This window comes from Alphaproteobacteria bacterium (assembly GCA_030740435.1).
In the GTDB taxonomy this organism is placed as follows: Bacteria; Pseudomonadota; Alphaproteobacteria; order UBA2966; family UBA2966.
This window is the reverse complement of record JASLXG010000080.1, coordinates 1-21,372: the sequence shown is the minus strand read 5'-3', so window position 1 is coordinate 21,372 and position 21,372 is coordinate 1. Positions and strand designations below refer to the sequence as shown.

The following is a 21,372-nucleotide window of genomic DNA, read 5'->3' as shown; positions in this document are numbered from 1 at the left end:
CACAGCATCCACCGGATGTGTTTCCAGCATCGCCAGTGCAGAAGGACCATCTTCACCGACGACAGCTACCGTGACCAAGAGCAAGGGAGGGCCAAATACCTGAACACCGATAACAAGACCAAATGGCGCCTCGCCAAAAATGCCCCTGGCGCCGCCGGCCATGTAGCTCTCGAGAAAGTAGCGCCCCTGGCGCCTGAGCAGATACTTAAGCGCCAATTATCCCGGCACGGTTCGGTTCAGTAATATTTTGAAGCAATATCTTGCAATGCTGAAAGATGCCACGACATTTGCGGAAAAGAGTAGGGAAATCTCAAAGTATTTCAAGCCGGAATGATCAAAACCCCAGATATTCAAAGCAAGAAACGCCATATCAAAGCATTCAATAATGACGGCGATAATAATCAGAAAAATACCGAATTTCTGCGAATACAAGTCCAGTTTCTGGACAGGGGCAGGAACACCGTTGGGGTAAATTCGCTCCAGCAGCCAAAATCGATGTTCCAAAAGCACGCCGAAAGCCACTATCAGTATTGCGATATCCTCTTCCAGGTCTATTTCGGACGGAATGAAATCAAGCTGATGATTAGCCAGCAGAAATCTGAGCTGCTCCGTCATGATGCCTAACACGCCAAGCAAGATTAATAGACTGAAAACCATTAGAGTGGTTTGACTGGCAGCCAGACGGATCATAAGTATTCCCCCAACATTTCCTATCCACCGAAAACCCGGCTCAGGATCTCGGTCGTGCGTTTGGCCGGGTTCTTGCGGATTTCGGCTTCCTCGCGGGCCAGGTAGTGAAACAGACCGGCCAGCGCCTTGGCGGTGGCGTGGTCCGAGAGCTGGGTCTTGACGTCAGGCACCAGCGGAAGCTTGGTATAGCCCGCCATGTCGGCAGCCAAATTCGTGGCGAATTTTCGAGCAACATTTTGATTTGCCCTGCGGCCTCCCAATGAACGCGCACGGGGAGAGGAAGTTTATTGTCGTTTCGGGCAGGAGTCTATCGGACGCGAAGTCGGCTATGGGTCTTGGCTGTGTAAAAACGCCTTCGCTGTTATGATTCCTGTGGCAATTGGCCGGGGGATGTGATGAAGCGTTTCGTCGAGGGTGTTGAGCGGGGCCAGGCGACTTTGCTGCCAGAGAGCCTGGACGACTTTGTCCACAGTGATAATCCGGTTCGTGTGGTCGACGTGTTCGTCGATGAGCTTGATCTACGCGATCTTGGTTTCGAGAGTGTTGATCCATGTTCGACGGGACGACCGTCGTACCATCCGTCGGTCCTTCTAAAGCTCTACATCTACGGATACCTGAACCGGGTACAGTCGAGCCGTCGCTTGGAGCGCGAAGCAGCCCGCAACGTTGAGGTCATGTGGCTGGTGGGGCGCCTTGTTCCGGACCACAAGACGATTGCCAACTTCCGAAAGGACAACGGGCCGGCGATCCGCAAGGTCTGTGCCCGGTTTGTGGAACTCTGCCGTACGGTCGGGCTGTTGGCCGAGGCGAGTGTCGCCATCGACGGCAGCAAGTTCAAGGCGGTGAACAACCGTGACCGCAATTTCACCCGGGCCAAGATGCAAAGACGCATGGCCCAGATCGAGGAGAGCGTGGCGCGATATCTGCACCAATTGGATAGCGCTGACCGTCAGGAACCGACAGCGGCTCTGGAGAGCAAGGTGGCCCGGCTGACGGAGAAGATCGACAAGTTGAAAGACGAGATGGGACGCCTTGAAAATCTCAATGCCGAGATGCTCGACAGGCCCGAGCAACAGGTTTCGCTAACCGACCCCGACGCGCGGTCGATGGCGACGAGCGGCAGGGGCTCGGGCGTTGTCGGCTACAACGTCCAGACAGCGGTGGATACCACGCACCACCTCATTGTCAGCCATGATTTGACAACGACGGGCTCCGACCGCGCGCAACTGGCTCGCATGGCGAAGCGGACGAAGGCGGTATTCGGGACGGAGCGGCTCGATGTTGTCGCCGACCGGGGCTACTTCAGCAGCGGGGAAATCCTGGCCTGTGCCGAGGCGGACATCACCGTGACGCTGCCCAAGCCAATGACATCGGGCAACAGATCCAAGGGCCGCTTTGTCAAACAGGACTTCCGTTATGTTGCCACCGAGGATGTCTACGTCTGTCCTGCCGGAGAACGCTTAAAGTACACTTTCACGAGCGAGGAGAAGGGGCTGCGCATACGCCGCTACTGGAGCAGGGTCTGCCCGAGCTGCGCCGTCAAGGATCGCTGCACCACGAGCAAGCAACGCCGGATCAGCCGATGGGAACACGAACAACTTCTCGATGAAGTCCAGCACCGGCTCGATAGCGACCCGCAGGCCATGCGCCGGCGCCGTGAGACCGTCGAGCATCCCTTCGGTACGATCAAGGCGCGGATGGGCGCCACACACTTTCTCATGAAGAGGCTCGGCAACGTGCGTACCGAGATGGCGCTGCACGTGCTGGCCTACAATCTCACCCGGGTTATGAATATCTTGGGCACCGGACCGTTGTTGCAGGCCATGCGGGCGTAGGGCGCCCGATTCTGCTTGCCTCAAGCCCGCAAAACCGGCCACCAAACCGGCAGAGACCGAACTGTGCCCGTTCCAGAGACCAAAATACGAAAATCCCGTCGCCTGCCCGTCATTCTGAACTTCCCGTATACACGCCGGATCAGCCGTGACGTTTCTACACAGCCAAGGTCAATCGCGTCGTTTGGAGCCCGCCGACATTTCGCCGGACTTGAGGGTGAAGCGGACCTGACTGGGTGCGGATTCATGGCTTGAGCAATTGCTCTGGAACAACCAGCGGGCCGCCAAAACCCGAAGCTGTCCAGGGGGCAACGAAAATCGGCACCGACCTTCCGCCCTGCCCCGCACGCGAGGCCCGGCAAAGGCAGGGAGCGCCGTATCTAAAGCAAACTCGGGTTCAACGTATACGTCCCGACCACCTGCCCCTCGGCCAGCACATGCCCCGCCATGGCCTCGCGAGCCTCGGGCCCGCCGAAGAGGCCATCCAGCCCCAGGCTTTCGACGTCCAGGGCAAACACCGTGAAAACGTAATGGTGGATGATCTCGTCGTTCCAGGGCGGGCAGGGGCCGTCGTAGCCGCCGTAGTCGCCGGCCATGTCGGCATCGCCGGCGAAGAAGTCGCCGAAATTGTTCTTGCCGCGAAGCCCGTTGGCGGAAGCGCCGGTGGCCTTGCCGCCGGGCTCGATGCCCGCCGATTCGGCCTCGGCCGCCAGGCTTGTGGTGGCGGCCGGGATATCGACCAGCACCCAGTGGAAGAAGTCCATGCGGGCCAGGCTGGCCGGGATGGTCTTGCCTTCCTGGTTGACGTCGTCGAACACCGTGGGCACGTCCCTGTCGTGGCAGATGATGGCGTAGGACTTGGTGCCCTCGGGGGCGCCCGACCAAATCATGGCGGGGCTCTTGTTGGCGCCCATGGTGGTGGGGCCGGGGTCGTCGGGGATGCAGAAAGCAAATTCCTCGGGAATGCGTTGGCCGTCAGTGATGCCCTCGACGGTGACGTTGAGCGCTGCGGTCATGATTATTTCTCCCTGTTGGCCGACTTCGATTTTCCCCATGCTAGCATAGGGGCGGGCACCAGGGAGAAGCGGCTATGGACAAGCTAACGGCGGCTAAGGCAGCGGAATTTCTCTTCGACGGGCGCCAACGGCGCGAGAAATTCAGCCTGCCGCCCGCCGACCTCAGGCCGGCCGATTTCGACGCCGCCTATGCCATCCAGGATCAACTGGTCGAATTGCTGCTGGCGGCGCGGGCCTCGGCCGTGGGCGGCCACAAGATCGCGCTCTCGTCAAAAGTCATGCAGCAGATGCTGGGCGCCGACGGGCCGGTGGCGGGCGTGCTGCTGGCCGCCGACCTGCACCAATCGCCGCTGGTGGTGCGGCGCCGCGACTTTCTTGGATTCGGCATCGAATGCGAGCTTGCCGTGCGGCTGGGCGCCGATCTGACGGCCGCCGCCGCCCCTCACGACCGGGCCAGCGTGGCTGCCGCCGTGGCCACCTGCCAGGCGGCTTTCGAGCTGGTCGACGACCGCCGGGCCGACTATCTCGAGACCGGTGCCGTGCTGCTGGCCGCCGACAACGCCTGGAATGCCGGTGTGGTGTTGGGCCCGGAAGTCAGCGACTGGCAGAGCATCGACTTCGAGAGCGGCCGCGGAAATCTGACGATCAGCGGCGAGGCCATCGATGATGGGCCGCTGGGCGCCGTCATGGGTCACCCCTTCGAGGTCATGGCCTGGCTCGCCAACAACCTGGCCGGGCGCGACCGCGGCATTCTGGCGGGCGAGCTGATCATCACCGGCTCCATCATGGCGACGCGTTACCCCGAGGCCGGCGACAGCATTGTTTACGCCGCCGAGGGCCTGGGGGAGGTCAAGCTCGAAGTGAGGTAACGGAATAGGCTAGGATCAGGTCAAACAGGAGTCCGATCATGAACAAGGTCAACGTCGCCGGTGTCGGCATGATCTCCTTCGTCAAACCGGGCCAGAGCGAGCCCTACGCCGTGATGGGGGCCGAGGCGGCGCGGCTGGCGCTGGCTGACGCCGGCCTCGACTACGCCCTGGTGCAGCAGGCCTACGCCGAGTTCGTCTACGGCGACAGCACCTGTGGCCAGGCGGCGCTTTACGACATCGGCTTGACCGGCATCCCCATCGTCAACGTCAACAACAACTGCTCGACCGGCTCGACGGCGCTCTTTCTCGCTCGCCAGGCCGTGGCCTCCGGCACTGTCGATTGTGCCCTGGCGGTGGGCTTCGAGCAGATGAACCCTGGCGCCCTGGGCGCCGTTTTCGAGGATCGGCCGAACCCGCTGGAGCGTTTCACGGATCATGCCGAGGAAATCAACGGACCGGGCGAGGCGCCGATAACACTGAGGCTGTTTGGCGCGCTGGGTGACGAATACATGGCGCGGCACGGCGCCCGCGGCGAGACCTTCGCCAAGGTCCGGGCCAAGGCCAGCCATCACGCCGAACACAACGAGCGCGCCATCTTCCGCACCCCGCTCAGTGTCGAAGAGGTGATGGCTTCGCCGCGCATGGCCGGCATGCTGACGCGGCTGCAGTGCTGCCCGCCGACCTGCGGCGCGGCGGCGGCCGTGGTCTGTTCGCAAAGCTTTGCCAAGCGCCATGGGCTCGACACCTCGGTGGTGATCAGCGGCCAAGCCATGACGTCCGACTTCCCCTCGACCTTCGACGACCGCTCCATGCGCAAGCTGGTCGGTGCCGACCTGGCCAGCACGGCGGCGGCGCAGGTCTTCGAGGAAGCCGGCGTCGGTCCCGAGGAAGTGGACGTGGTCGAGCTGCACGACTGCTTCACCACCAACGAAGTCATCACCTACGAATCGCTGGGCCTGGCGGCCGAGGGCGAGGCCGAAAAATTCGTCTGGGATGGCGACAACACCTACGGCGGCCAGGTCGTCACCAACCCCTCGGGCGGTTTGCTCTCCAAGGGGCATCCGCTGGGCGCCACCGGCCTGGCCCAGTGTTTCGAGTTGGTCAGCCAGTTGCGCGGCCAATCCGGTGCCCGCCAGGTCGAGGGCGCCCGCACGGCGTTGCAGCACAATTTAGGTCTGGGCAGCGCCTGCGTCGTGACCATGTACCAGAAAGCCTGAGGACGGAGAAAACAAGATGAGCAAGTTGGACGGAAAAGTCGCGCTGATTTCGGGCTCGGGCCGCGGCATCGGCCGCGCCGTGGCCCTCAAGCTGGCCCAGGAAGGCGCCCGTGTGGTGATCAACGACCTCGACGCGGAATCGGCGGCCGAGACCCTGGCCGCCGTTGAGGCGGCGGGCGGCGAGGCCGTGGCCTGCAACGGCAACGTCACCGAGCCCGACTTCGGCGAACGCTTTGTCGAGTGCGCGCTGGACAACTTCGGCGGCCTCGACATCATCGTCAACAACGCCGGCTATACCTGGGACAACGTGGTCCACAAGATGAGCGACGAGCAGTTCCAGGCCATGATCGACGTCCACCTGACGGCGCCCTTCCGCATCATGCGGGCGGCCGCCGAACCGATTCGCATCGCCGCCAAGAAAGAAACCCAGGAAGGCCGCCGGGTGACCCGCAAGGTGGTCAACATCTCCTCGGTGGCCGGGCTTTTCGGCAACGCCGGCCAGATCAACTACGCCGCCGGCAAGGCCGGCATCATCGGCATGACGCGCACCATGTGCAAGGAATGGGGGCGCTACAACGTTACCGTCAACTGCGTCGCCTTCGGCCTGATCGAGACCCGCTTGACCGAGAAAATCGAGGCCGATCCGAAGAGCATCGAGATCGAGGGCGAGGAAATCAAGGTCGGCATCAACCCCGGCCTGATGGATGCCATTACCCAGATGGTACCGCTGGGCCGCCCCGGCGCGCCGGAGGACGCGGCCGGTGCCATTTATTTGTTCTGTGCGCCCGAATCGGACTACATCAGCGGCCAGGTGCTGGTTTGCTCCGGCGGGCTTTTGATGTAGGGAGCCCGGATCATGGAACCCTACACCTCGCCCTGGCGCAACGAAGAGCTCGACATCCTGCGCGACGCCGTCACCACCATGTTCGAGCGCGAATTCGTGCCGCACGACGAGCGCTGGCAAAAGCAGGGCTACATCGACCGCGAAGCCTGGCGCACGGCCGGCGCGGCCGGCATGTTGTGCGCCAGCATTCCCGAGGAATACGGCGGCGGCGGGGCCAGCTTCGCCCACGAGATCGTGCTTGTCGAAGCCCAGACCATGACTGGTGCGGCGCTGGGGAATTCCGTCCACAGCGGCATCGCGGCGCACTACATCTATCGCTACGGCAGCGAGGAGCAGCGCCAGCGCTGGCTGCCAGGGATGGCCTCGGGCGATCTCGTCTGCGCCATCGCCATGACCGAGCCGGGCACCGGGTCCGACCTCCAGGGCGTGCGCACCACGGCGCTCGCGGACGGCAACGAATACCTCATCAACGGCTCCAAGACCTTCATCACCAACGGCTTCCATGCCGATCTGGTCATCGTTGTGGCCAAGACCGACAAGACCGAGGGCGCCAAGGGAGTCTCGCTGGTGGTGGTCGAGACCAAAGACGCCGAGGGCTATCGCTGCGGCCGGGTGCTGGAGAAGATCGGCCTCAAGGCCCAGGACACGGCGGAACTTTTCTTCGACGACGTGCGCGTGCCGGCCGGCAACCTGCTGGGTGGCGAGGAGGGGCAGGGGTTCTATCAATTGATGCAACAGTTGCCCCAGGAGCGCCTCTTGGTGGCCTCGCGGGCGGTCGCCTCAATGGAACGCGCGATCGAGGTGACGTCCGACTACGTCAAGCAGCGCAAGGCCTTCGGCAAGACGCTGTTGGAGTTCCAGAACACCCGCTTCAAGCTGGCCGAGTGCAAGACCAAGGCCCACGTCGCCCGGGTTTTCTTCGACGACTTGCTGATGCGTCACCTGGCCGGAAACCTCGACGTGGCCACCGCCGCCATGGCCAAATGGTGGACCACAGAGACCCAGTGCGAGATAATCGACGAGTGCTTGCAGCTCCACGGCGGCTACGGCTACATGCTGGAATACCCCATCGCCCGCATGTACGCCGACGCCCGGGTGCAGAAGATCTACGGCGGCTCCAACGAGATCATGAAGGAACTCGTGGCCCGCGCGATCTAAGGGAAAACGATAAAAGCAAGGTGCCACGGATAACGCGCTCTGCATGAAGTGCGGCAACTTCAAGGAAAACGCTTTCCGCGAATGCGCCAAGTGCGAGTTCGTGCCCCAGAGCGAGCACGAGTTCGCCTACTCACTGGGCCTGACGCAATACTTTCTCGGCAAGCAGCGCTTCGAGGAATTCGCCGAGGCCATCAAAAGCGGCAACGCGCCGATCTTCGACAGCGCCGCCTGGAAGCGCCTGATCGGATCGGTGCGCGAATCCAACGTGCGCCAGATCATGGGCATCGCCGAGGCCGAAAGCGAAGCGGACCATGAACAGAAGGAAAGCCGCTCGCTGCTCAGGTTGTTCCTGTCGGGCGGCCAGGAGTAGGGTTCAGCCGCTACGCCGCATCGCCCTCGAAAAACCTGAGCGCCTGGCCGGCCGGCAGGCCCAAAAGCTCATCGTCCTGCATCACCACCTGGCCGCGGATCAGCGTGGCCCGGGGCCAGCCCTGGACCGTCATGCCGGCAAAGGGCGTCCAGCCGCAGCGGCTGGCGATCCAGCTCTCCTCGATCTCGCGCCGCGCCCCCATGTCGACCAGCGTCAGGCTGCCCTCATAACCCACCGCCAGGCGGCCCCGGCCGATGATGCCGAAAAGCCGGGCCGGGCCGGCCGAGACCAGGTCGACCAGGCGCTGCAGGCTGAGGCGGCCGGCATTGACGTGGTCGAGCAGCACAGGCAAGAGCGTCTGCACGCCGGGCATGCCCGACGGGCTTTGGGGATAAGGCTTGGCCTTTTCCTCCAGCGTGTGCGGCGCGTGGTCGGAGCCGACGATGTCGACGGTGCCGTCGGCCACAGCCCGCCACAACGCCGCCTGTTCGGCTGCCTCGCGGATCGGTGGGTTCATCTGGGCCCGGCTGCCCAGGCGCTGGAAACATTCCGGCGCCGAGAGCGTCAGGTGCTGGGGCGTCACCTCGACGCTGACCAGGTCCTTGGCGGCGGCCAGCAGCTCCATCTCGGCCGCGGTGGTGATATGCAGGGCATGTACCCGGCGGCCGGTTTCCCGGCTCAGCTCCAGCAACCGCCGGGTGGCACGGAAGGCGGTCTCGGCGTCACGCCATTCGGCGTGGGCCGCTACATCACCGCTCTCCTCGGCAATGGCGCGGCGTTCACGCAGCCGGCTTTCGTCCTCCGCATGGACGGCGACGCGGCGGCTGCCGCTGGCCAGCACCGCCCGCAAGGTGTCGTCGTCCTCGATCAGCAGATCGCCGGTCGAGGATCCCATGAAAACCTTGACGCCGCAGCATCCGGGCCGCCGTTCGAGGGCGGCCAGCTGGCCCACGTTGTCGGGCGTGGCGCCGACGTAGAAAGCAAAATCGCAGGCCGCACGGGCTCCGGCGCGGGCGATCTTGTCAGCCAGGCGTTCGGCGTCGGTGGTCAGGGGCGAGGTGTTGGGCATCTCGAAAACCGCCGTGACGCCGCCCAGCGCGGCGCCCTTCAGGCCGTGTTCGAGGTCTTCCTTGTGCTCGGCGCCGGGCTCGCGGAAATGCACCTGGGTGTCGATGACACCGGGCAGCACGTGCAGCCCCAGCGCCTCGATTGTCTCGCCGGCCTCGGCCGGGTCGAGCTCGCCGATGGCCGCGATGCGGCCTCCACGAATGCCGACGTCGCCCTGCCCCACCCCGGACGGGGTGACCAGCGTGCCCTGGCGGATGAGAAGGTCGAAATTCGGCATCGGCTGGTCCTATCTAACGCCTTTCTGAGAGCACTGCTGCCACGTCGCCGGCCGGATCGCACCCCAGGATATGGATCTGGTGCCAAAGGGCGTAAAAAAGTAGCGTCCAGGCGGCAAAACCCTGGCGCCGGTCGCGGCTCATGAACAGCGCCGCCACCCGGTCCGGCCGGGCGATCTCGGCAATTCCGGGCTGGGCCGCCACCAAGGGCCCCACGTCGGCACCGCGGGCCGCGATCCATTCGCCCACCGGCACCGTGAAGCCGCGCTTGCGACTGAAGGGCAACGCCTCGGGCAGGTGATCGGAAAGCCAGCGGCGCAGCAGGTACTTGCCCAACCGGCGCCTGAGCTTGAGCCGATCGGGTAGGGCAAAGGCGAACTCGGCCACGGCCCGATCCAACAGCGGCACGCGGCCCTCGAGGCCATGCGCCATGAGGCAGCGGTCGAGCTTGAGCAGCAAGTCGTGGGCCAGCCAATCGGCGCAATCGACGGCCTGGGCCGCTTGCAGCTTGCTGCGCCCGCCGCCGGCGGCCAGGCGCTCGGCCTCGACGATGCCGCCGCGCCAGCCCGAGGTGTCGTGGCGCAACACGTCGAGATCGTCGAAGCTGCCGCGCCGCCTGGGCCGGCGCCCGCCCAGCCAGCGCGGCCGGCGCTGGCTGCGATAGCGGCCGTAGCCGGCAAACAGCTCGTCGCCGCCCTCGCCCGTCAGCACCACCTTGAAGTCGGCCGCCGCCACCTGGCCCAGCTTGTAGGTCGGCACCACGGCATAATCGGCCACCGGATCGTCGAGCGCCGCCGCGATTCCAGGCAGCAGGTCCCAGAAATCTCCGGCGGCAACCGCCACCGGCACCGATTCCGCCCCCAGGCGCCGAGCCAGCATATCGGCCTGGGCCCGTTCGTCGGGTACGGCCGAGCCGGGGAATCCGGCGGTGAAGACCCGCACCGGGCGATCGTCGAGGCGTGCCATGAGGGCCAGCAAGGCCGCCGAATCAATGCCACCGGAGAGGAACATGGCGTAGGGCACGTCGGAACGCTGATGCAGGCTCACCGATTCCTCGAGGATTTCGTCGAGACGGGCCAGCGCCGCACTTTCGTCGCAGGGCTCCGGCCCGCCCGGCGGCAGGGCCTCCAGACTGCGGCGTTCCTTGATACGTCCGGCTTCGACCACGATGGTCTCGCCCGGCAGCACCCGCATGATGCCCTGGAAGATGGTCTGGCGTCCGGTGGTGAACTGCAGCTCCAGCAACTCCCCTCGCGTCACCTCGTCGACCGCCGGAGTCACCAGCCCGGCCGCCAGCAAGGCCCGCGGCTCGGAGGCGAAGGCGAAGCCCCGCGCCGTTTCGGCGTAGTAGAGCGGCTTGATGCCGAAGGGATCGCGGGCCAGCACCAGGCGCCCGGCCACCGGGTCGTGAATGGCCAGGGCGTACATGCCGCGTAGCCGTCGACAGAAATCGAGGCCCTCGCGGGCGTAGAGGTGGAGCGCCGGTTCGCAGTCGGATCTGGTGGCAAAGTTCTCCTCGCCGAGCTCGCGGCGCAGCTCGAGGTAGTTGTAGATTTCCGCGTTGGCCACCAGTACCGGCCCTCCAGGCAGGCCCAGGGGCTGGGCGCCGGTCTCCAGGTCGATGATCGCAAGCCGGCGGTGCACCAGCCCGACAGCGCCGGCAACATGGCTGCCCTCGCCATCCGGCCCGCGATGGGCCAGCGCCGCCGAAAGCGCGGCCAGCAGGCCGGCCTCGGGCGGCGCGCCGTCGTGCGTCATCAGGCCGGCCAGGCCGCACATCAGGTTTTGCTCACACGGGCGAAGAAGTCGAGGTACCGGGCCACCACGACGTCTTCGTTGAATTCGGCCCGGTAGGCGGCCAGGCCGCCCTGCGCCAGACGGGCCGCCAGGCCGCTATCGTCCAGCAGCCCCCGCAGCGCCGCCGCCAGGGCTTGGGGATCGTCGACCGGCACCAAAAGGCCGCTCTCGCCCTCGCCGATCAGTGCCGCCGGCCCGGCCGCCGCAGCGGCCACCACCGGCAGGCCCTGGGCCCAGGCCTCGATGACGACATTGCCCAGCGGCTCGTGGCGCGAGGGGCAGACGAAGACGTCGGCCGCCGCATAAAGCGCCGCCGTATCCTCGCGCCAACCCAGAAAACGCACCCGCGCCGCCAGGCCAAGCTCGCGCGTGAGCGCCTCGAGCCGGGATTGTTCCGGCCCCTCGCCGGCCAACCAGAGGTGGGCTTCGGGAAGCTCCGCCAGTGCCCGCAATAGGGTGTCGAAGGCCTTGTTGGGGTGCAGCCTGCCCAGCCCCAGCAACAGCGGCACGCCGTCCGGCGTTTGGTGGCGCGCCCTGGGCTCGGCCGCCGCCCGCTCGGCCTGCACGAAGTTGGGCAGATAATGGACGCGTTCGGACGGCCAGCCCTGGTCCATCAGGTAGCTGGCGATGTGGCGGGTATTGGCGATCAGGTGGCGGCAGCGGCGGTAGTACTTGAGCTTGTAGTAGCCGCCCAGCCGGCCGACCGAGACGAATTCGTGGCCGGCCCGGGCCGGCGTCGGGCAGAAAGCACTGGCCCGGTTCATCCAGGTCAGCACGACGTCGGGGCGAAAGCTGGCGATTTCGGCCCGCAGCCGGCCCCCGCTGCGCAAATCCAAGAGGCCGCCGAAGCGTGCCGTAACCGGCTCGATGCTCGCGGCGCGCAGGCTCGCCAGGCGATCGGGATAACCGCGCAACACCAGCCGCTGCTCAACGCCGGCGCGCTCCAGCGCGATGGCGAGGCGCACGAAAAAGGCCTCGGCACCGCCATGCTCCGCCCCCGCCATGGCCTGAAGGAGCCGCACCCTCAGTCCTCCAGCCGCGCCTTGAGGTGGGAAAGCAGGGGATAGAGCCCGGCCATCAGGGCGATGGCGAAGCCCCAGGCCCCTTCGCGGTAGCCGCGCCGCACGAGGTAGCACTTGAGGAAGCGGGAGACCAGCCGGCGCAGGTTGCCCGCCAAGCTGCCGATATCACCCTGGTCGCGCAAATCCTTGGCCCGGGCCGTGGAGTAGCGGTCGAGCCGCGCCAGCATGTCGGAGAGGTCGCGGTCGACGTAGTGGTCCATGCGGTTCCGCAGGAAGCGCTTTGGGCCCGAAAGCTCGAGCGAGGGGTGGATGCGCTGGTTGCCCCAGCGCTTGGCGCCGCGGCTGAAAAGCCTGGGCGCCGCCGAGACGCCCCACGAAGCGCCCCAACCAAAACGCACCAGGCGATGGCCGATGTAATTGTCGAAAGGCACCAGGTAATACCCCGGCGCGGCGTCCCTGATGGTCTCGCGGATCTCCACCGCCAGGGCCTGGGGCAGGCGTTCGTCGGCGTCGACCTCGATGACCCAGTCGCCGCCGCAGGCCTCGATGCCGGCGTTGCGCCGTTCGCCCTCCAGCGGCCAGGCACCCTCGATCAGGCGTTCCGTGAACTCTCCGGCAATGGCGGCCGAAGCGTCGTCGCAGCGGTCGAGCACGACGACGATCTCGTCGGCGAAGCCCAGGCGCTCGAGGCAGGCCGCCAGTTGCGCCTCTTCGTTGTGCGCCACCACCAGGGCGCTGAGTTTGGGCGCCGTCACGCCAGCATCTCCCGGGCCTTGGCCTCGACCGTTGCCACTTCGAGCGAGGTCATCAGGCTTTGCTGGCTGCGGTGATCGAAACCCGGCGCGCCGATCAGATCCTCGTAGCTCTCCGGCGTGCGCACGAAGGCACATCCCTCGCCCCAGGGCGCGTAATGCACGTCGCGGCTGGGACCAAAAAGGCCGAGCGTCGGGGCGCCGGCCGCCGCCGCTAGGTGCATGAGGCCGGAATCGTTGCCCACGTAAAGCTTCATGCGGGCCAGGCAGGCGGCCAACACCGGCAATTCCTGCGTGCCCACGAGGTCGATCAGGCGTTCCGGGGGAACCGAATCCAGCACCGGCGCCGCCATCTCGCGCTCCCCCGGGGCGGCCACCACGGCGATAGCGGCGGCGGGCTCGGCGAGACGCCGGCCCAGTTCGGCGAAGTGCTCTGCCGGCCAGCGCTTGCCGCCCCAGTTTGCCGTGGGTGCCAGGCAAATCACCTCTGGCCCGGGCACCAGTTCGGCGGCCCGGGCAAGACTGGCGGCATCGAGCCAAAGCCGGGGCGCGGCCGGCTCATCGAGCTCGAAAAGTTCGGAGAGCTGGCGCACGCGATGGACCGGGGCGTTGGATTTTGCCGTGTCCAGGACCCGGCGGCGCCCCGCCCAGAGCGTCCAGGCGATGGCCGAGGCGCGCAGGTCGACCACCAGATCCCAGCGCCGGGCCACCGCCAAGCGCCACAAGCCCAGCCAATGTCCGGCCCAAGGCCGCTTGACCAACGGCAGCACAAGGTCAACATTAGGCATGGTGGCAAACAGCGGCGCCGGCAACGCCCCGCAGGCGAGGGTCAAACGGGCCTCCGGATGGCGCTCGATGAGGGCGCCCAGAAGCCCCGTTGACAGCACGGCGTCGCCAAGGCGGTTCGAGGTGATAAAGAGGATCTGCAAACGATGGTCAGCCTCTTCCGTCGCGGCACCCGGGGCGGGCTACTCGTAGCAAGCTACCGCCGATTTAATAGCCCGGCGGCGGAATCTTGCCAAGGGGCGGCGTCGACCCGCAGAGGCCGGCGGAAAAAGGAACGAACGCCATGACGGCACAATACGCCCAGCTTTCGGACCGCGCCGTGGTGGCGCTAGGTGGTCCCGACGCGGCCGATTATCTGCAAAATCTGGTCTCTAACGACGTCACCCGGGTGACGCCTGAGCGCACCCTCTACGCCTGTCTGCTGACGCCTCAGGGCAAGTTCCTGTTCGATTTCTTCATGGCCCGCGATCCGGCGCGCGCCGACGGCTTCCTGCTCGACGTCGAGGCCGGTCGGCTGGGTGAACTGGTCAAGCGGCTAACCATGTACCGCCTGCGGGCCAAGGTCGAGATCAGCGAGGCCGGCGAGTGGCGCGTGGCCGTGGTCTTCGGCGAAGGCGCCGCAACGGCGCTGGGGCTGGTGACCGAGGGATCGAGCTCGGGCTTTGCCGGCGGCCTGGCCTATGTAGATTCCCGCCTGGCGGCGCTCGGCCTGCGCCTGATGGTGCCGGGCGATGCCGCGGCGGCGCTGGACAAGGCCGGGTTCGAGGCCACTGATCCCGAGATCTACGAACGCTTTCGCCTGGATCACGGCGTACCCGACGGCAGCCGCGACATCGTCATCGAGAAATCCTTCCCGCTGGAGTGCAACTTCGACGAGTTCCATGCCATCGACTACGACAAGGGCTGCTACGTGGGCCAGGAGCTGACCGCCCGCACCCACCACCGCGGCACCATCCGCAAGCGCCTGATGCGCGTCGACGTGGAAGGCCCGCTGCCCGAGCCCGGCACGCCGCTCATGCTGGGCGACAAGAATGCCGGTGAGATGCGCTCGGGCCTCGACGACCGCGGCCTGGCGCTGATCCGCCTCGAGCACCTGGCCGGACCCGGCGTCGTCATGACGGCAGCCGGTGCCCGCCTCAGGCCGGTGCTGCCGGACTGGCTGGAGATTCCCAATAGCCCTGCGGAGGGATAAGTCATGCTCGATCACGTTTCCATCGGAGTCGGCGATTTCGCCGCCTCGGCCGCCTTCTACGACGCCGTGCTGGAGCCCTTCGGCTACCGGCGCATGGTGGAGTTCGGCCCGGCCATCGGCTACGGCAGCAAGTTTCCCGGCTTCTGGATCGGCGACGCCGGCGACCAGGCCACGGCCAGTCCCGGCCTGCACATCGCGCTCCTGGCCCCCGACCGGGCGGCTGTCGACGCCTTTCACGCCGCTGCGCTCGCCCACGGCGGCACGGACGACGGCGCACCGGGGTTGAGGCCGCAATACCACGAACACTACTACGCCGCCTTCGTCCTCGACCCCACGAGCCACAAGATCGAGGCGGTCCACCACAAGCCGGCCTGACCGGCATGGCCGGCCTCGAGGGCCGCTGTTCCTGGCCGGGCGATGATGCCCTCTACGTCGCCTACCACGACGAGGAATGGGGCGTGCCCGAACGCGACGACCGGGCGCTTTTCGAGAAACTGCTGCTGGACGGCTTCCAGGCCGGGCTCTCGTGGCTCACCATCCTGCGCAAGCGCGACAACTTCCGCCGCGCCTTCGCCGGCTTCGAGCCCCAAAAGATGGCCCGCTTCGGCCCCAATAAAATCGAATCCCTGATGCAGGACAAGGGCATCGTGCGCAACCGCCTGAAGGTCGAATCGGCGGTGCGCAGCGCCCGGGCATACCTTGAGATCCGCGAGGCCGGTCAGAGCTTCGAAGACTTCATCTGGCAGTTCACCGAGGGCCGCACCATTGCCAACCGGTTTCGTGAGATGGCCGATATTCCCAGCGAAACGGCCGAGTCACGGGCTATGTCCAAGGCCCTCAAGGCCGCCGGCTTCAATTTCTGCGGCCCCACCATCTGCTACGCCTTCATGCAGGCCACGGGCATCGTCAACGACCACGTTGTCGACTGTTTCCGCCACGATCAGGTGTGAAAGCGATAGGGCCATACCATGCCCAGTGAAGGGCCAATCCACGGCGCGATCTGGCGTGACGGCGGCGCGCGCTATGGCCGGATCTCGCGGCTTGGGCACTGGCTGACGCTCGGGCTGCTGGTGCTGTCGGTGCCGCCGGCCATCGTCGCCGCCGGCCTGCCGGCCTCGCCCGAGCGCCTGATCCTGTTGACCGTGCACCGCTCGCTCGGCGTCGCCATCATGATGGTCGTGCTGCTGCGCCTGCCCTGGCGGCTCTACAGCGGCTGGCCACAGAGCCCAGAGCCGCCAGCCGGGCCGAGCCCCTGGCTGGCGCGGGCGGCACGCCTCAATCACCTGGCTCTCTATGCGCTCCTGATCGCCGCCATCGCCGGTGGCTGGGCCTATACCTCGGCCTCGGCCTTTGCCGTCGGGCTGTTTGGATTTTTCCTGCTGCCGCCACTGCTGGCCCCAGACAAGGAACTGGCGGAGATCCTGCGCCAAGTCCACCAAGTCACGGTCTATGCCCTGCTGGCGCTGATCGCGCTGCACACCGTGGCGGCGCTTTTTCGTCAACTTGTGCTGAAGGACGGCGGGCTTCGGCGTATGCTGGGCGGATGAAGACCCTATTGCTGGCAGCGTTCGCGCTGCTGCTGATCTCGGCCCCCGGCCTGGCGGCCACACCATGCCGCGTCGACCAAGCCAACAGCTCGGTCCGCTTCACCGCCTGGCAGATCTTCGGCTTGCCGCTCAGCGGCCGCTTCAAGACCTTCGAGGCCAAGCTTTTTCTCGATGGCGAACATCCCGAGCGCAGCACCGCCGTGGCCGCCGTCGACACCCGCAGCGTCGACACCGGCAATCCCGAGTCCGACGAATTCATCGAAAGCGAGCCCATGCTCGACAGCGCCAACCACCCCACCGCCGTGCTGGCCTCCTCGGTTTTCGACCCGGGTGGTGGCGGCGAAATTGTCGTCAAGGGGGAGTTGACGCTGAAATCCGTGCGCCGGCCGCTGATCATTCCCTTCCGCTATAGCCTGACCGAAGCCGCCGACGGCCGCCAGCACGTCAGCGCCGACGGCGAATTCGAGCTGCAACGAAAGGAATTCAACGTCGGCACCGGGGTCTGGTCGAACAGCTTCCTGTTCCACGACAACATCGCCATCGCGGTGCACCTGGAGATGATCTGCGGCTAGATTGATGTGGCCCGGTGGCCGGGATCAAACTCTAAAAACGCTAGAGCGCGTAACCTTGGCGGGCCAGGGCGGCGAGGCCTTTGTTGGTGATGGCTTCCCCCAGGAAGCGCCGGTAACCGTCCTGCCATTTGAACTCGGACCAGCCCAACACCCGGCAATCCCAACTGACGCGGTTGTTGCGCCGGCAATCTCCGCCACCGCGCTGCAGCTCTTGGAGATATTTCCGGCGCTCGGGCGTCATGCCCGGGGTCGGCTCTTCGTGCATTGATTCTGGCATCTTCGGCACCCACAAAGCCGCCATCGAAAGAGCAACCCTAGCCGACAAAGGTTACCATTCGATTAGCGCCGATGCCCAGTTTCTTTCTGTTTTGGAAAGGTTTAACTAAATTTTAGAGAGCCGCGACAAGGGCCTCGTGATCGGCCACCCAGCCGAATTTAGCGGCGAAATTCTTCAGTGTTGCGGCCTGCAGATCAGGCGCGAACGACGACACCGCATCAGTCACCATGGTGGTCATGAAACCGTGGTGGAAGGCCTCGCGGCCGCTTTCCTCGACGCAGATCTGCGTTACCGTTCCGGTCAGCGCCAGCGAGCCCACGCCCAGCGCGTGCAGCATGTCGGCGAGCGCCGTGCCGTGAAAGGCGCCATAGCCGTATTTCTCGACGATGGGGTCGCCGGGTTGGGGGTAGATCTCGGCAATGATGTCGCTGCACTCCAGCGCATGGCTGCTGTCCTGATAGGTGCGCTTATGCCCCTTCCAGCAGCATTTGGTCTCGGGCCGGCATTGAGGCGACCAGTTCCACAAAAGCGAGGGGTAGGGCGTGGCCAGGAACTTGGTATAGATGACCGGCCGGGCGCGCTCGCGAAAGGCGGCGATCAGGGCCTGGTGGGCGGCGATGGTGGCCCGCGCATCAGGTACCTCCAGCGGCGCGCCCTCACGCACGAAATCGTTCTGCATGTCGACGATCAACAACGCCGGGCTTTCCAGGCGCGCCTTGGGCTCAATCATGTTTTGCTGCTCCCCGTGCCTTGATCGCCGCTGGTCAGTCCACCCAGTTTTCCAGACGCAACCCGTCAACCCGGGAGAATTCGCGGACGTTGTTGGTCACCAAGATGAGCCCCTCGCTGCGGGCATGTCCGGCGATCATCACGTCATAGGGACCGATGGGCGTTCCGGCCTTTGCCAGTTCGGCCCGGATCTGACCGCTTTGGGTGGCTGCCTTTTGATCGAAGGCGAGAACCTCGACACGCGTGGCAAACCTTTCGACAACGGCGAGATTGCGTTCCGCCATGGAGGACTTCTCGGCACCGTATTGCAGTTCGGCCAGACTCACCGCCGAGAGACTCAAGTGTTCATTGTGCCGGTTGAAGGTGTCTCGAAGATGCGGCGGTCGATTGTTGATGGTGTAGATGCAGATGTCTGTGTCGAGCATGTAGCGCAACACCTAGAAAGCCTCCCGCTCCTGCTCGTCCGGCTGCTCCCGGTCCGTCATGAAATCCTCCGAGGCGGTTGGGCCGTCGAAAAAGTTATCCCACGACGTACCCGCCGGAGTGATCAGGCGGGCCTGGCCAAGCTTGATGATGTCCACTCGCTTGACCGTGTCGGGCAAGGCCACCGCCTTGGGCAGGCGAATTGCCTGGCTCTTGTTGTTGGTAAAAACCGTTGATTGCACCATGGCGTGCGCTCCAGGTATATCCACAAGGTATATACAAATATCGGTGCCGTAGCGGTATATGTCAATGGCATATACCGATCGGTTGCCGGACCTTACAAGACGCCGTATTCGTCATAGACCTCGCCCAGGGTGCGGCCGGCCAGCAATTCGTCGCGGGTGGCGTTTTCCGCAGCCACCTTTTCCAGCGCTTTGGCGAACACCTCGTCAGCGCAATCTTGGGGAATCACCACGACGCCGTCGACGTCGCCGAAGACGTAATCGCCCGTCGCCACCCCGACCCCGCCGCATTCGATCGGCTGGTCCATGGTCATCATGCGGCCGCGGCCGGCTGAATCGAGGGGGCCGATGCCGCCGTGGAAAACAGCAAAGCCGAGCTCGCGGATCTGGCGCACGTCGCGCACCAGACCATCGGTGAGGCAGCCCACGGCACCCCGGGCCATGGCCGCGGTGGTCAGGAGCTCGCCCCAGGGCGCGATACGTTCGGTCGGTCCTTCGCAGCCGAATACGGCAACCTCGCCGGGCTTGAGATCGTCGACCAGCGCGATCTCGACTTCGTAAGGATTTTCGCCCTCGGGCGCATCGTAGACGTTCATGTAAAGCCCGGTGCGGGCCCGGCCGAAGAGCACCAGGGTGTCGTCGAGCGGCCTGACGAAAGGTCTCAGCGCCTGGTTCCTGAGCCCCACGGCATCGAGCACGTCGCTGAGCACCGAGGCGTAGAGCTTGGCCGTGATCTCGTGGCGGTCCGGCGTCTCTAGGGTCATCTGGATCCTCCCCGGTGTTTCAACTCTGCTCGAAACCGCCGTGCCACCAGTGCTCGAAGGGGTCGGCGTGAATGATCTGCTCGACGATCTCGGGCGACACCGCCGGCATACCGCCCTGGCCGCCCACCTGCAGCACCTCGCGGGTCATCCTGAGCCCCTCGGCCGGCGTCGAGTAGGGATAATCGCTGCCGAAGAAAACCTTGGTCGCGGCCTGGTATTCCTGGATCGCCATCATGACGTTGTAGAACTGCCAGCGGCGATAGTAGATGGCCGAGATCTCGGCGTAGACGTTGGGCTGCTTGCGGATCACGGCGACGCATTCCTCGAACCAGGGGTGCGCCATGTGGGCCATGACGATCTTGAGCTCGGGCCGGCTCAGCGCCAGTTTCTCGACGTGGATGGGCCGGCCCAGGTCGGCGGCATGCAGCCGCGTATAGGTGGTGCCCATGTGCAGCGTCAGCGGCAGGTTGTGCTCGAGGCAATAGTCGTAGACCGGTTCCATGCGGGCATCGTCAAGCGCCACGCCATTGTAGATCGGTCCGTACTTGACGCCCTTCAGGCCGAGCTCCTGGATGGCAAACTCAAGTTCCTCGAGATACCCCGGGCGCCGTGGATCGACGTAGGCGAAACCCACCAGCTTGTCGGGATAGCGCGCCACCGCCTCGGCCGTCACCCGGTCCTCGCCCTCGATGCCGGTGGTATCGCCGTAGCGCAAGGTGAACACGATGGCCCGGTCGATGCCGTCGAGAACCTCGATGATGGTGTCGGCGTCGGCCCGCTCGGGGATGGCCTGCTCGCGGATGCGGCCGAGCTGCTCGGTATAGGCCGGCAGCACGTGTTCCGGGTTCCAGATGTTGACGTGGCAATCGACGATCACGCTCAGCCTTCCCAGATCTCGCTGGGCAGCGGCAGGCCCTCGAGGTCAGCGGCCGTGAGCGCGCGATCCGGCTCGATCCCCAGCCCCTCGAGCAAGCTCTCCAACTGACGCACGTGCTGGGCCGCATGCCAGGTGGTGCGCTCCAGCACCTGATGCAGGGTCTGCTCGCCGTAATAGGTCGGGATCACCGTGCCCTCGCCGCCAGGGTAGCTCCAGTTACCCAGGCGCCGGCGCACGTCGGCGCCGTAGGCGGCGACATCGGCACCGGTCCTGACTTCATCGGGCGGCGTCACGGCCAGGCTTTCGTAGGAAAGCTCGGCCCCCTTCGTGGCGGCCAAAAAGGCCTCGGCGATGACGAAGACGTGGTAGCCGAGTTGCCGCCAGCTGCGGTCACGGCTGGGCACCAGGTCAGCCATGTGGGCCTCGGGGAGCTGTCGCAGGGTGCGCTCGGCCGCCGCCAGGATCAGATCGAGCCGCGCCAGCAGCGCCGCCGGCGAGAGGCGCACCTCGAGCTCGGCTTCGAGACCGACGAACTCGGGCACATCGGCCAGCGCGAGGCCATGGATGGCGCGTTCGCCGACGGCCACCGCCGGGGCCGAGTCGAGGCCCAGCGCCGCCAGCGCCTGGCGGCCCTCTGGGTGCGAAACATCGATGGCTTCGAATTCGACCTCACGGGCCGAAAGAAACTCCTTGAGAAGCAGGCAACTGCTTCAGCCGGGTCGCCAGAACACCCTGATGGCCTCGGTCATGGCAATGCTCCCTTTGGCCGCTGCCGAAGCTTGGCCCAAAGGGCCGGCCGTTACCAGACCCGCCAGCCACACTCAGCGTGGCAGCCCCGCCTTATGCAGACCCTCGAACAAGTGCTCGCGAGCTGCCTCGGGCATAGGCAAATTCGGAGTTCCGCGGAGTTCCGACTAGGGTCCGTTGACAATTAACGCAAATCAATGATGGTGGCGACGAGGCTCAAGTTTGCGGCATAGCTTGTGTCGGTTTTGTCGTAGCGCGTAGCAATGCCCCGGAATTCCTTGATCTTGGCGAAATAGTTCTCGACCA

Annotated in this window: 27 protein-coding genes; 11 read left to right on the top strand and 16 right to left on the bottom strand. The window is 65.4% G+C overall.

What is annotated here, in order from left to right:
• Positions 1-216 precede the first annotated feature (216 nt).
• Both QGG75_09585 and QGG75_09580 read right to left on the bottom strand, forming a co-directional pair.
• Positions 217-690: a hypothetical protein gene (locus QGG75_09585; GenBank protein ID MDP6067488.1), complete on the bottom strand. Its 474-nt coding sequence runs from the start codon at positions 688-690 to the stop codon at positions 217-219.
• Positions 691-710: 20 nt separating this feature from the next.
• The gene (locus tag QGG75_09580) at positions 711-899 is read right to left on the bottom strand and encodes a DUF4197 family protein (GenBank protein MDP6067487.1); all 189 of its coding nucleotides are present in this window, start codon (positions 897-899) and stop codon (positions 711-713) included.
• Between the two features lie 186 nt (positions 900-1,085).
• Between QGG75_09580 and QGG75_09575 the strand changes: the two genes are divergently transcribed.
• Positions 1,086-2,525, top strand: a complete 1,440-nt coding sequence (locus tag QGG75_09575; GenBank protein ID MDP6067486.1) for an IS1182 family transposase — start codon at positions 1,086-1,088, stop codon at positions 2,523-2,525.
• Positions 2,526-2,902: 377 nt separating this feature from the next.
• Here QGG75_09575 and QGG75_09570 read toward each other — a convergent pair whose 3' ends face one another.
• Positions 2,903-3,538: a YbhB/YbcL family Raf kinase inhibitor-like protein gene (locus QGG75_09570; GenBank protein MDP6067485.1), complete on the bottom strand. Its 636-nt coding sequence runs from the start codon at positions 3,536-3,538 to the stop codon at positions 2,903-2,905.
• A gap of 74 nt (positions 3,539-3,612) precedes the next feature.
• Between QGG75_09570 and QGG75_09565 the strand changes: the two genes are divergently transcribed.
• The 5 genes from QGG75_09565 to QGG75_09545 are packed head-to-tail and all read left to right on the top strand — an operon-like array spanning position 3,613 to position 7,996.
• Entirely contained in the window at positions 3,613-4,407 is a 795-nt protein-coding gene (locus tag QGG75_09565; GenBank protein MDP6067484.1) for a fumarylacetoacetate hydrolase family protein, read from the top strand.
• Positions 4,408-4,442: 35 nt separating this feature from the next.
• Entirely contained in the window at positions 4,443-5,624 is a 1,182-nt protein-coding gene (locus QGG75_09560; GenBank protein ID MDP6067483.1) for a lipid-transfer protein, read from the top strand.
• A gap of 16 nt (positions 5,625-5,640) precedes the next feature.
• Positions 5,641-6,468, top strand: a complete 828-nt coding sequence (locus tag QGG75_09555; GenBank protein MDP6067482.1) for an SDR family oxidoreductase — start codon at positions 5,641-5,643, stop codon at positions 6,466-6,468.
• Between the two features lie 12 nt (positions 6,469-6,480).
• Positions 6,481-7,626, top strand: coding sequence for an acyl-CoA dehydrogenase family protein (locus QGG75_09550; protein ID MDP6067481.1), 1,146 nt, complete (start codon positions 6,481-6,483; stop codon positions 7,624-7,626).
• A 43-nt stretch (positions 7,627-7,669) separates the two neighbouring features.
• Positions 7,670-7,996 (top strand): hypothetical protein, encoded by a 327-nt coding sequence (locus QGG75_09545; protein MDP6067480.1) that lies wholly within the window; start codon positions 7,670-7,672, stop codon positions 7,994-7,996.
• Positions 7,997-8,006: 10 nt separating this feature from the next.
• Here QGG75_09545 and QGG75_09540 read toward each other — a convergent pair whose 3' ends face one another.
• From QGG75_09540 to QGG75_09520, 5 genes are read right to left on the bottom strand one after another with little or no spacing between them, the layout of a single operon-like run.
• Entirely contained in the window at positions 8,007-9,341 is a 1,335-nt protein-coding gene (locus QGG75_09540) for a dihydroorotase (protein ID MDP6067479.1), read from the bottom strand.
• A gap of 13 nt (positions 9,342-9,354) precedes the next feature.
• On the bottom strand, positions 9,355-11,118 hold the full coding sequence (gene asnB / locus QGG75_09535; GenBank protein ID MDP6067478.1) for an asparagine synthase (glutamine-hydrolyzing): 1,764 nt from the start codon (positions 11,116-11,118) through the stop codon (positions 9,355-9,357).
• The gene (locus QGG75_09530; protein MDP6067477.1) at positions 11,118-12,164 is read right to left on the bottom strand and encodes a glycosyltransferase; all 1,047 of its coding nucleotides are present in this window, start codon (positions 12,162-12,164) and stop codon (positions 11,118-11,120) included. Before QGG75_09530 ends, asnB begins: the two co-directional genes overlap by 1 nt.
• Positions 12,161-12,913: a glycosyltransferase family 2 protein gene (locus tag QGG75_09525; GenBank protein MDP6067476.1), complete on the bottom strand. Its 753-nt coding sequence runs from the start codon at positions 12,911-12,913 to the stop codon at positions 12,161-12,163. Before QGG75_09525 ends, QGG75_09530 begins: the two co-directional genes overlap by 4 nt.
• Positions 12,910-13,839, bottom strand: a complete 930-nt coding sequence (locus QGG75_09520) for a glycosyltransferase family 9 protein (GenBank protein ID MDP6067475.1) — start codon at positions 13,837-13,839, stop codon at positions 12,910-12,912. The genes QGG75_09525 and QGG75_09520 overlap by 4 nt, the downstream gene beginning before the upstream one ends.
• A 140-nt stretch (positions 13,840-13,979) precedes the next feature.
• Here QGG75_09520 and QGG75_09515 point away from each other — a divergent pair, with 140 nt between their 5' ends.
• From QGG75_09515 to QGG75_09495, 5 genes are read left to right on the top strand one after another with little or no spacing between them, the layout of a single operon-like run.
• Positions 13,980-14,888, top strand: coding sequence for a folate-binding protein (locus QGG75_09515; GenBank protein MDP6067474.1), 909 nt, complete (start codon positions 13,980-13,982; stop codon positions 14,886-14,888).
• A 3-nt stretch (positions 14,889-14,891) separates the two neighbouring features.
• The gene (locus QGG75_09510; protein MDP6067473.1) at positions 14,892-15,263 is read left to right on the top strand and encodes a VOC family protein; all 372 of its coding nucleotides are present in this window, start codon (positions 14,892-14,894) and stop codon (positions 15,261-15,263) included.
• Positions 15,264-15,268: 5 nt separating this feature from the next.
• On the top strand, positions 15,269-15,838 hold the full coding sequence (locus QGG75_09505) for a DNA-3-methyladenine glycosylase I (protein MDP6067472.1): 570 nt from the start codon (positions 15,269-15,271) through the stop codon (positions 15,836-15,838).
• An 18-nt stretch (positions 15,839-15,856) separates the two neighbouring features.
• Positions 15,857-16,435 (top strand): cytochrome b, encoded by a 579-nt coding sequence (locus QGG75_09500; GenBank protein MDP6067471.1) that lies wholly within the window; start codon positions 15,857-15,859, stop codon positions 16,433-16,435.
• Positions 16,432-17,007: a YceI family protein gene (locus QGG75_09495; protein ID MDP6067470.1), complete on the top strand. Its 576-nt coding sequence runs from the start codon at positions 16,432-16,434 to the stop codon at positions 17,005-17,007. Before QGG75_09500 ends, QGG75_09495 begins: the two co-directional genes overlap by 4 nt.
• 40 nt (positions 17,008-17,047) lie before the next feature.
• On the opposite strand, the gene QGG75_09490 is transcribed toward QGG75_09495, so the two are convergent.
• The 8 genes from QGG75_09490 to QGG75_09455 all read right to left on the bottom strand — a co-directional run.
• Positions 17,048-17,284 carry a hypothetical protein gene (locus QGG75_09490; GenBank protein MDP6067469.1) on the bottom strand — a complete coding sequence of 79 codons (237 nt, stop codon included), beginning with the start codon at positions 17,282-17,284 and terminating at the stop codon, positions 17,048-17,050.
• 112 nt (positions 17,285-17,396) lie between these two features.
• Positions 17,397-18,014, bottom strand: coding sequence for an isochorismatase family cysteine hydrolase (locus QGG75_09485; protein ID MDP6067468.1), 618 nt, complete (start codon positions 18,012-18,014; stop codon positions 17,397-17,399).
• 34 nt (positions 18,015-18,048) lie between these two features.
• Positions 18,049-18,450: a tRNA(fMet)-specific endonuclease VapC gene (gene vapC / locus QGG75_09480; protein ID MDP6067467.1), complete on the bottom strand. Its 402-nt coding sequence runs from the start codon at positions 18,448-18,450 to the stop codon at positions 18,049-18,051.
• Positions 18,451-18,681 carry a type II toxin-antitoxin system VapB family antitoxin gene (gene vapB / locus QGG75_09475; GenBank protein ID MDP6067466.1) on the bottom strand — a complete coding sequence of 77 codons (231 nt, stop codon included), beginning with the start codon at positions 18,679-18,681 and terminating at the stop codon, positions 18,451-18,453.
• Positions 18,682-18,773: 92 nt separating this feature from the next.
• A complete protein-coding gene (locus QGG75_09470) occupies positions 18,774-19,442 on the bottom strand; it encodes an RraA family protein (protein ID MDP6067465.1) in 669 nt (222 codons plus the stop codon).
• Positions 19,443-19,461: 19 nt separating this feature from the next.
• Complete coding sequence (locus QGG75_09465; protein MDP6067464.1) at positions 19,462-20,319, bottom strand: amidohydrolase family protein; 858 nt, start codon at positions 20,317-20,319, stop codon at positions 19,462-19,464.
• Positions 20,320-20,321: 2 nt separating this feature from the next.
• Entirely contained in the window at positions 20,322-20,906 is a 585-nt protein-coding gene (locus QGG75_09460) for an NrdH-redoxin (protein ID MDP6067463.1), read from the bottom strand.
• 344 nt (positions 20,907-21,250) lie between these two features.
• Positions 21,251-21,372: IS5/IS1182 family transposase (locus QGG75_09455; protein ID MDP6067462.1), on the bottom strand; the 122-nt coding region annotated here is incomplete at its 5' end.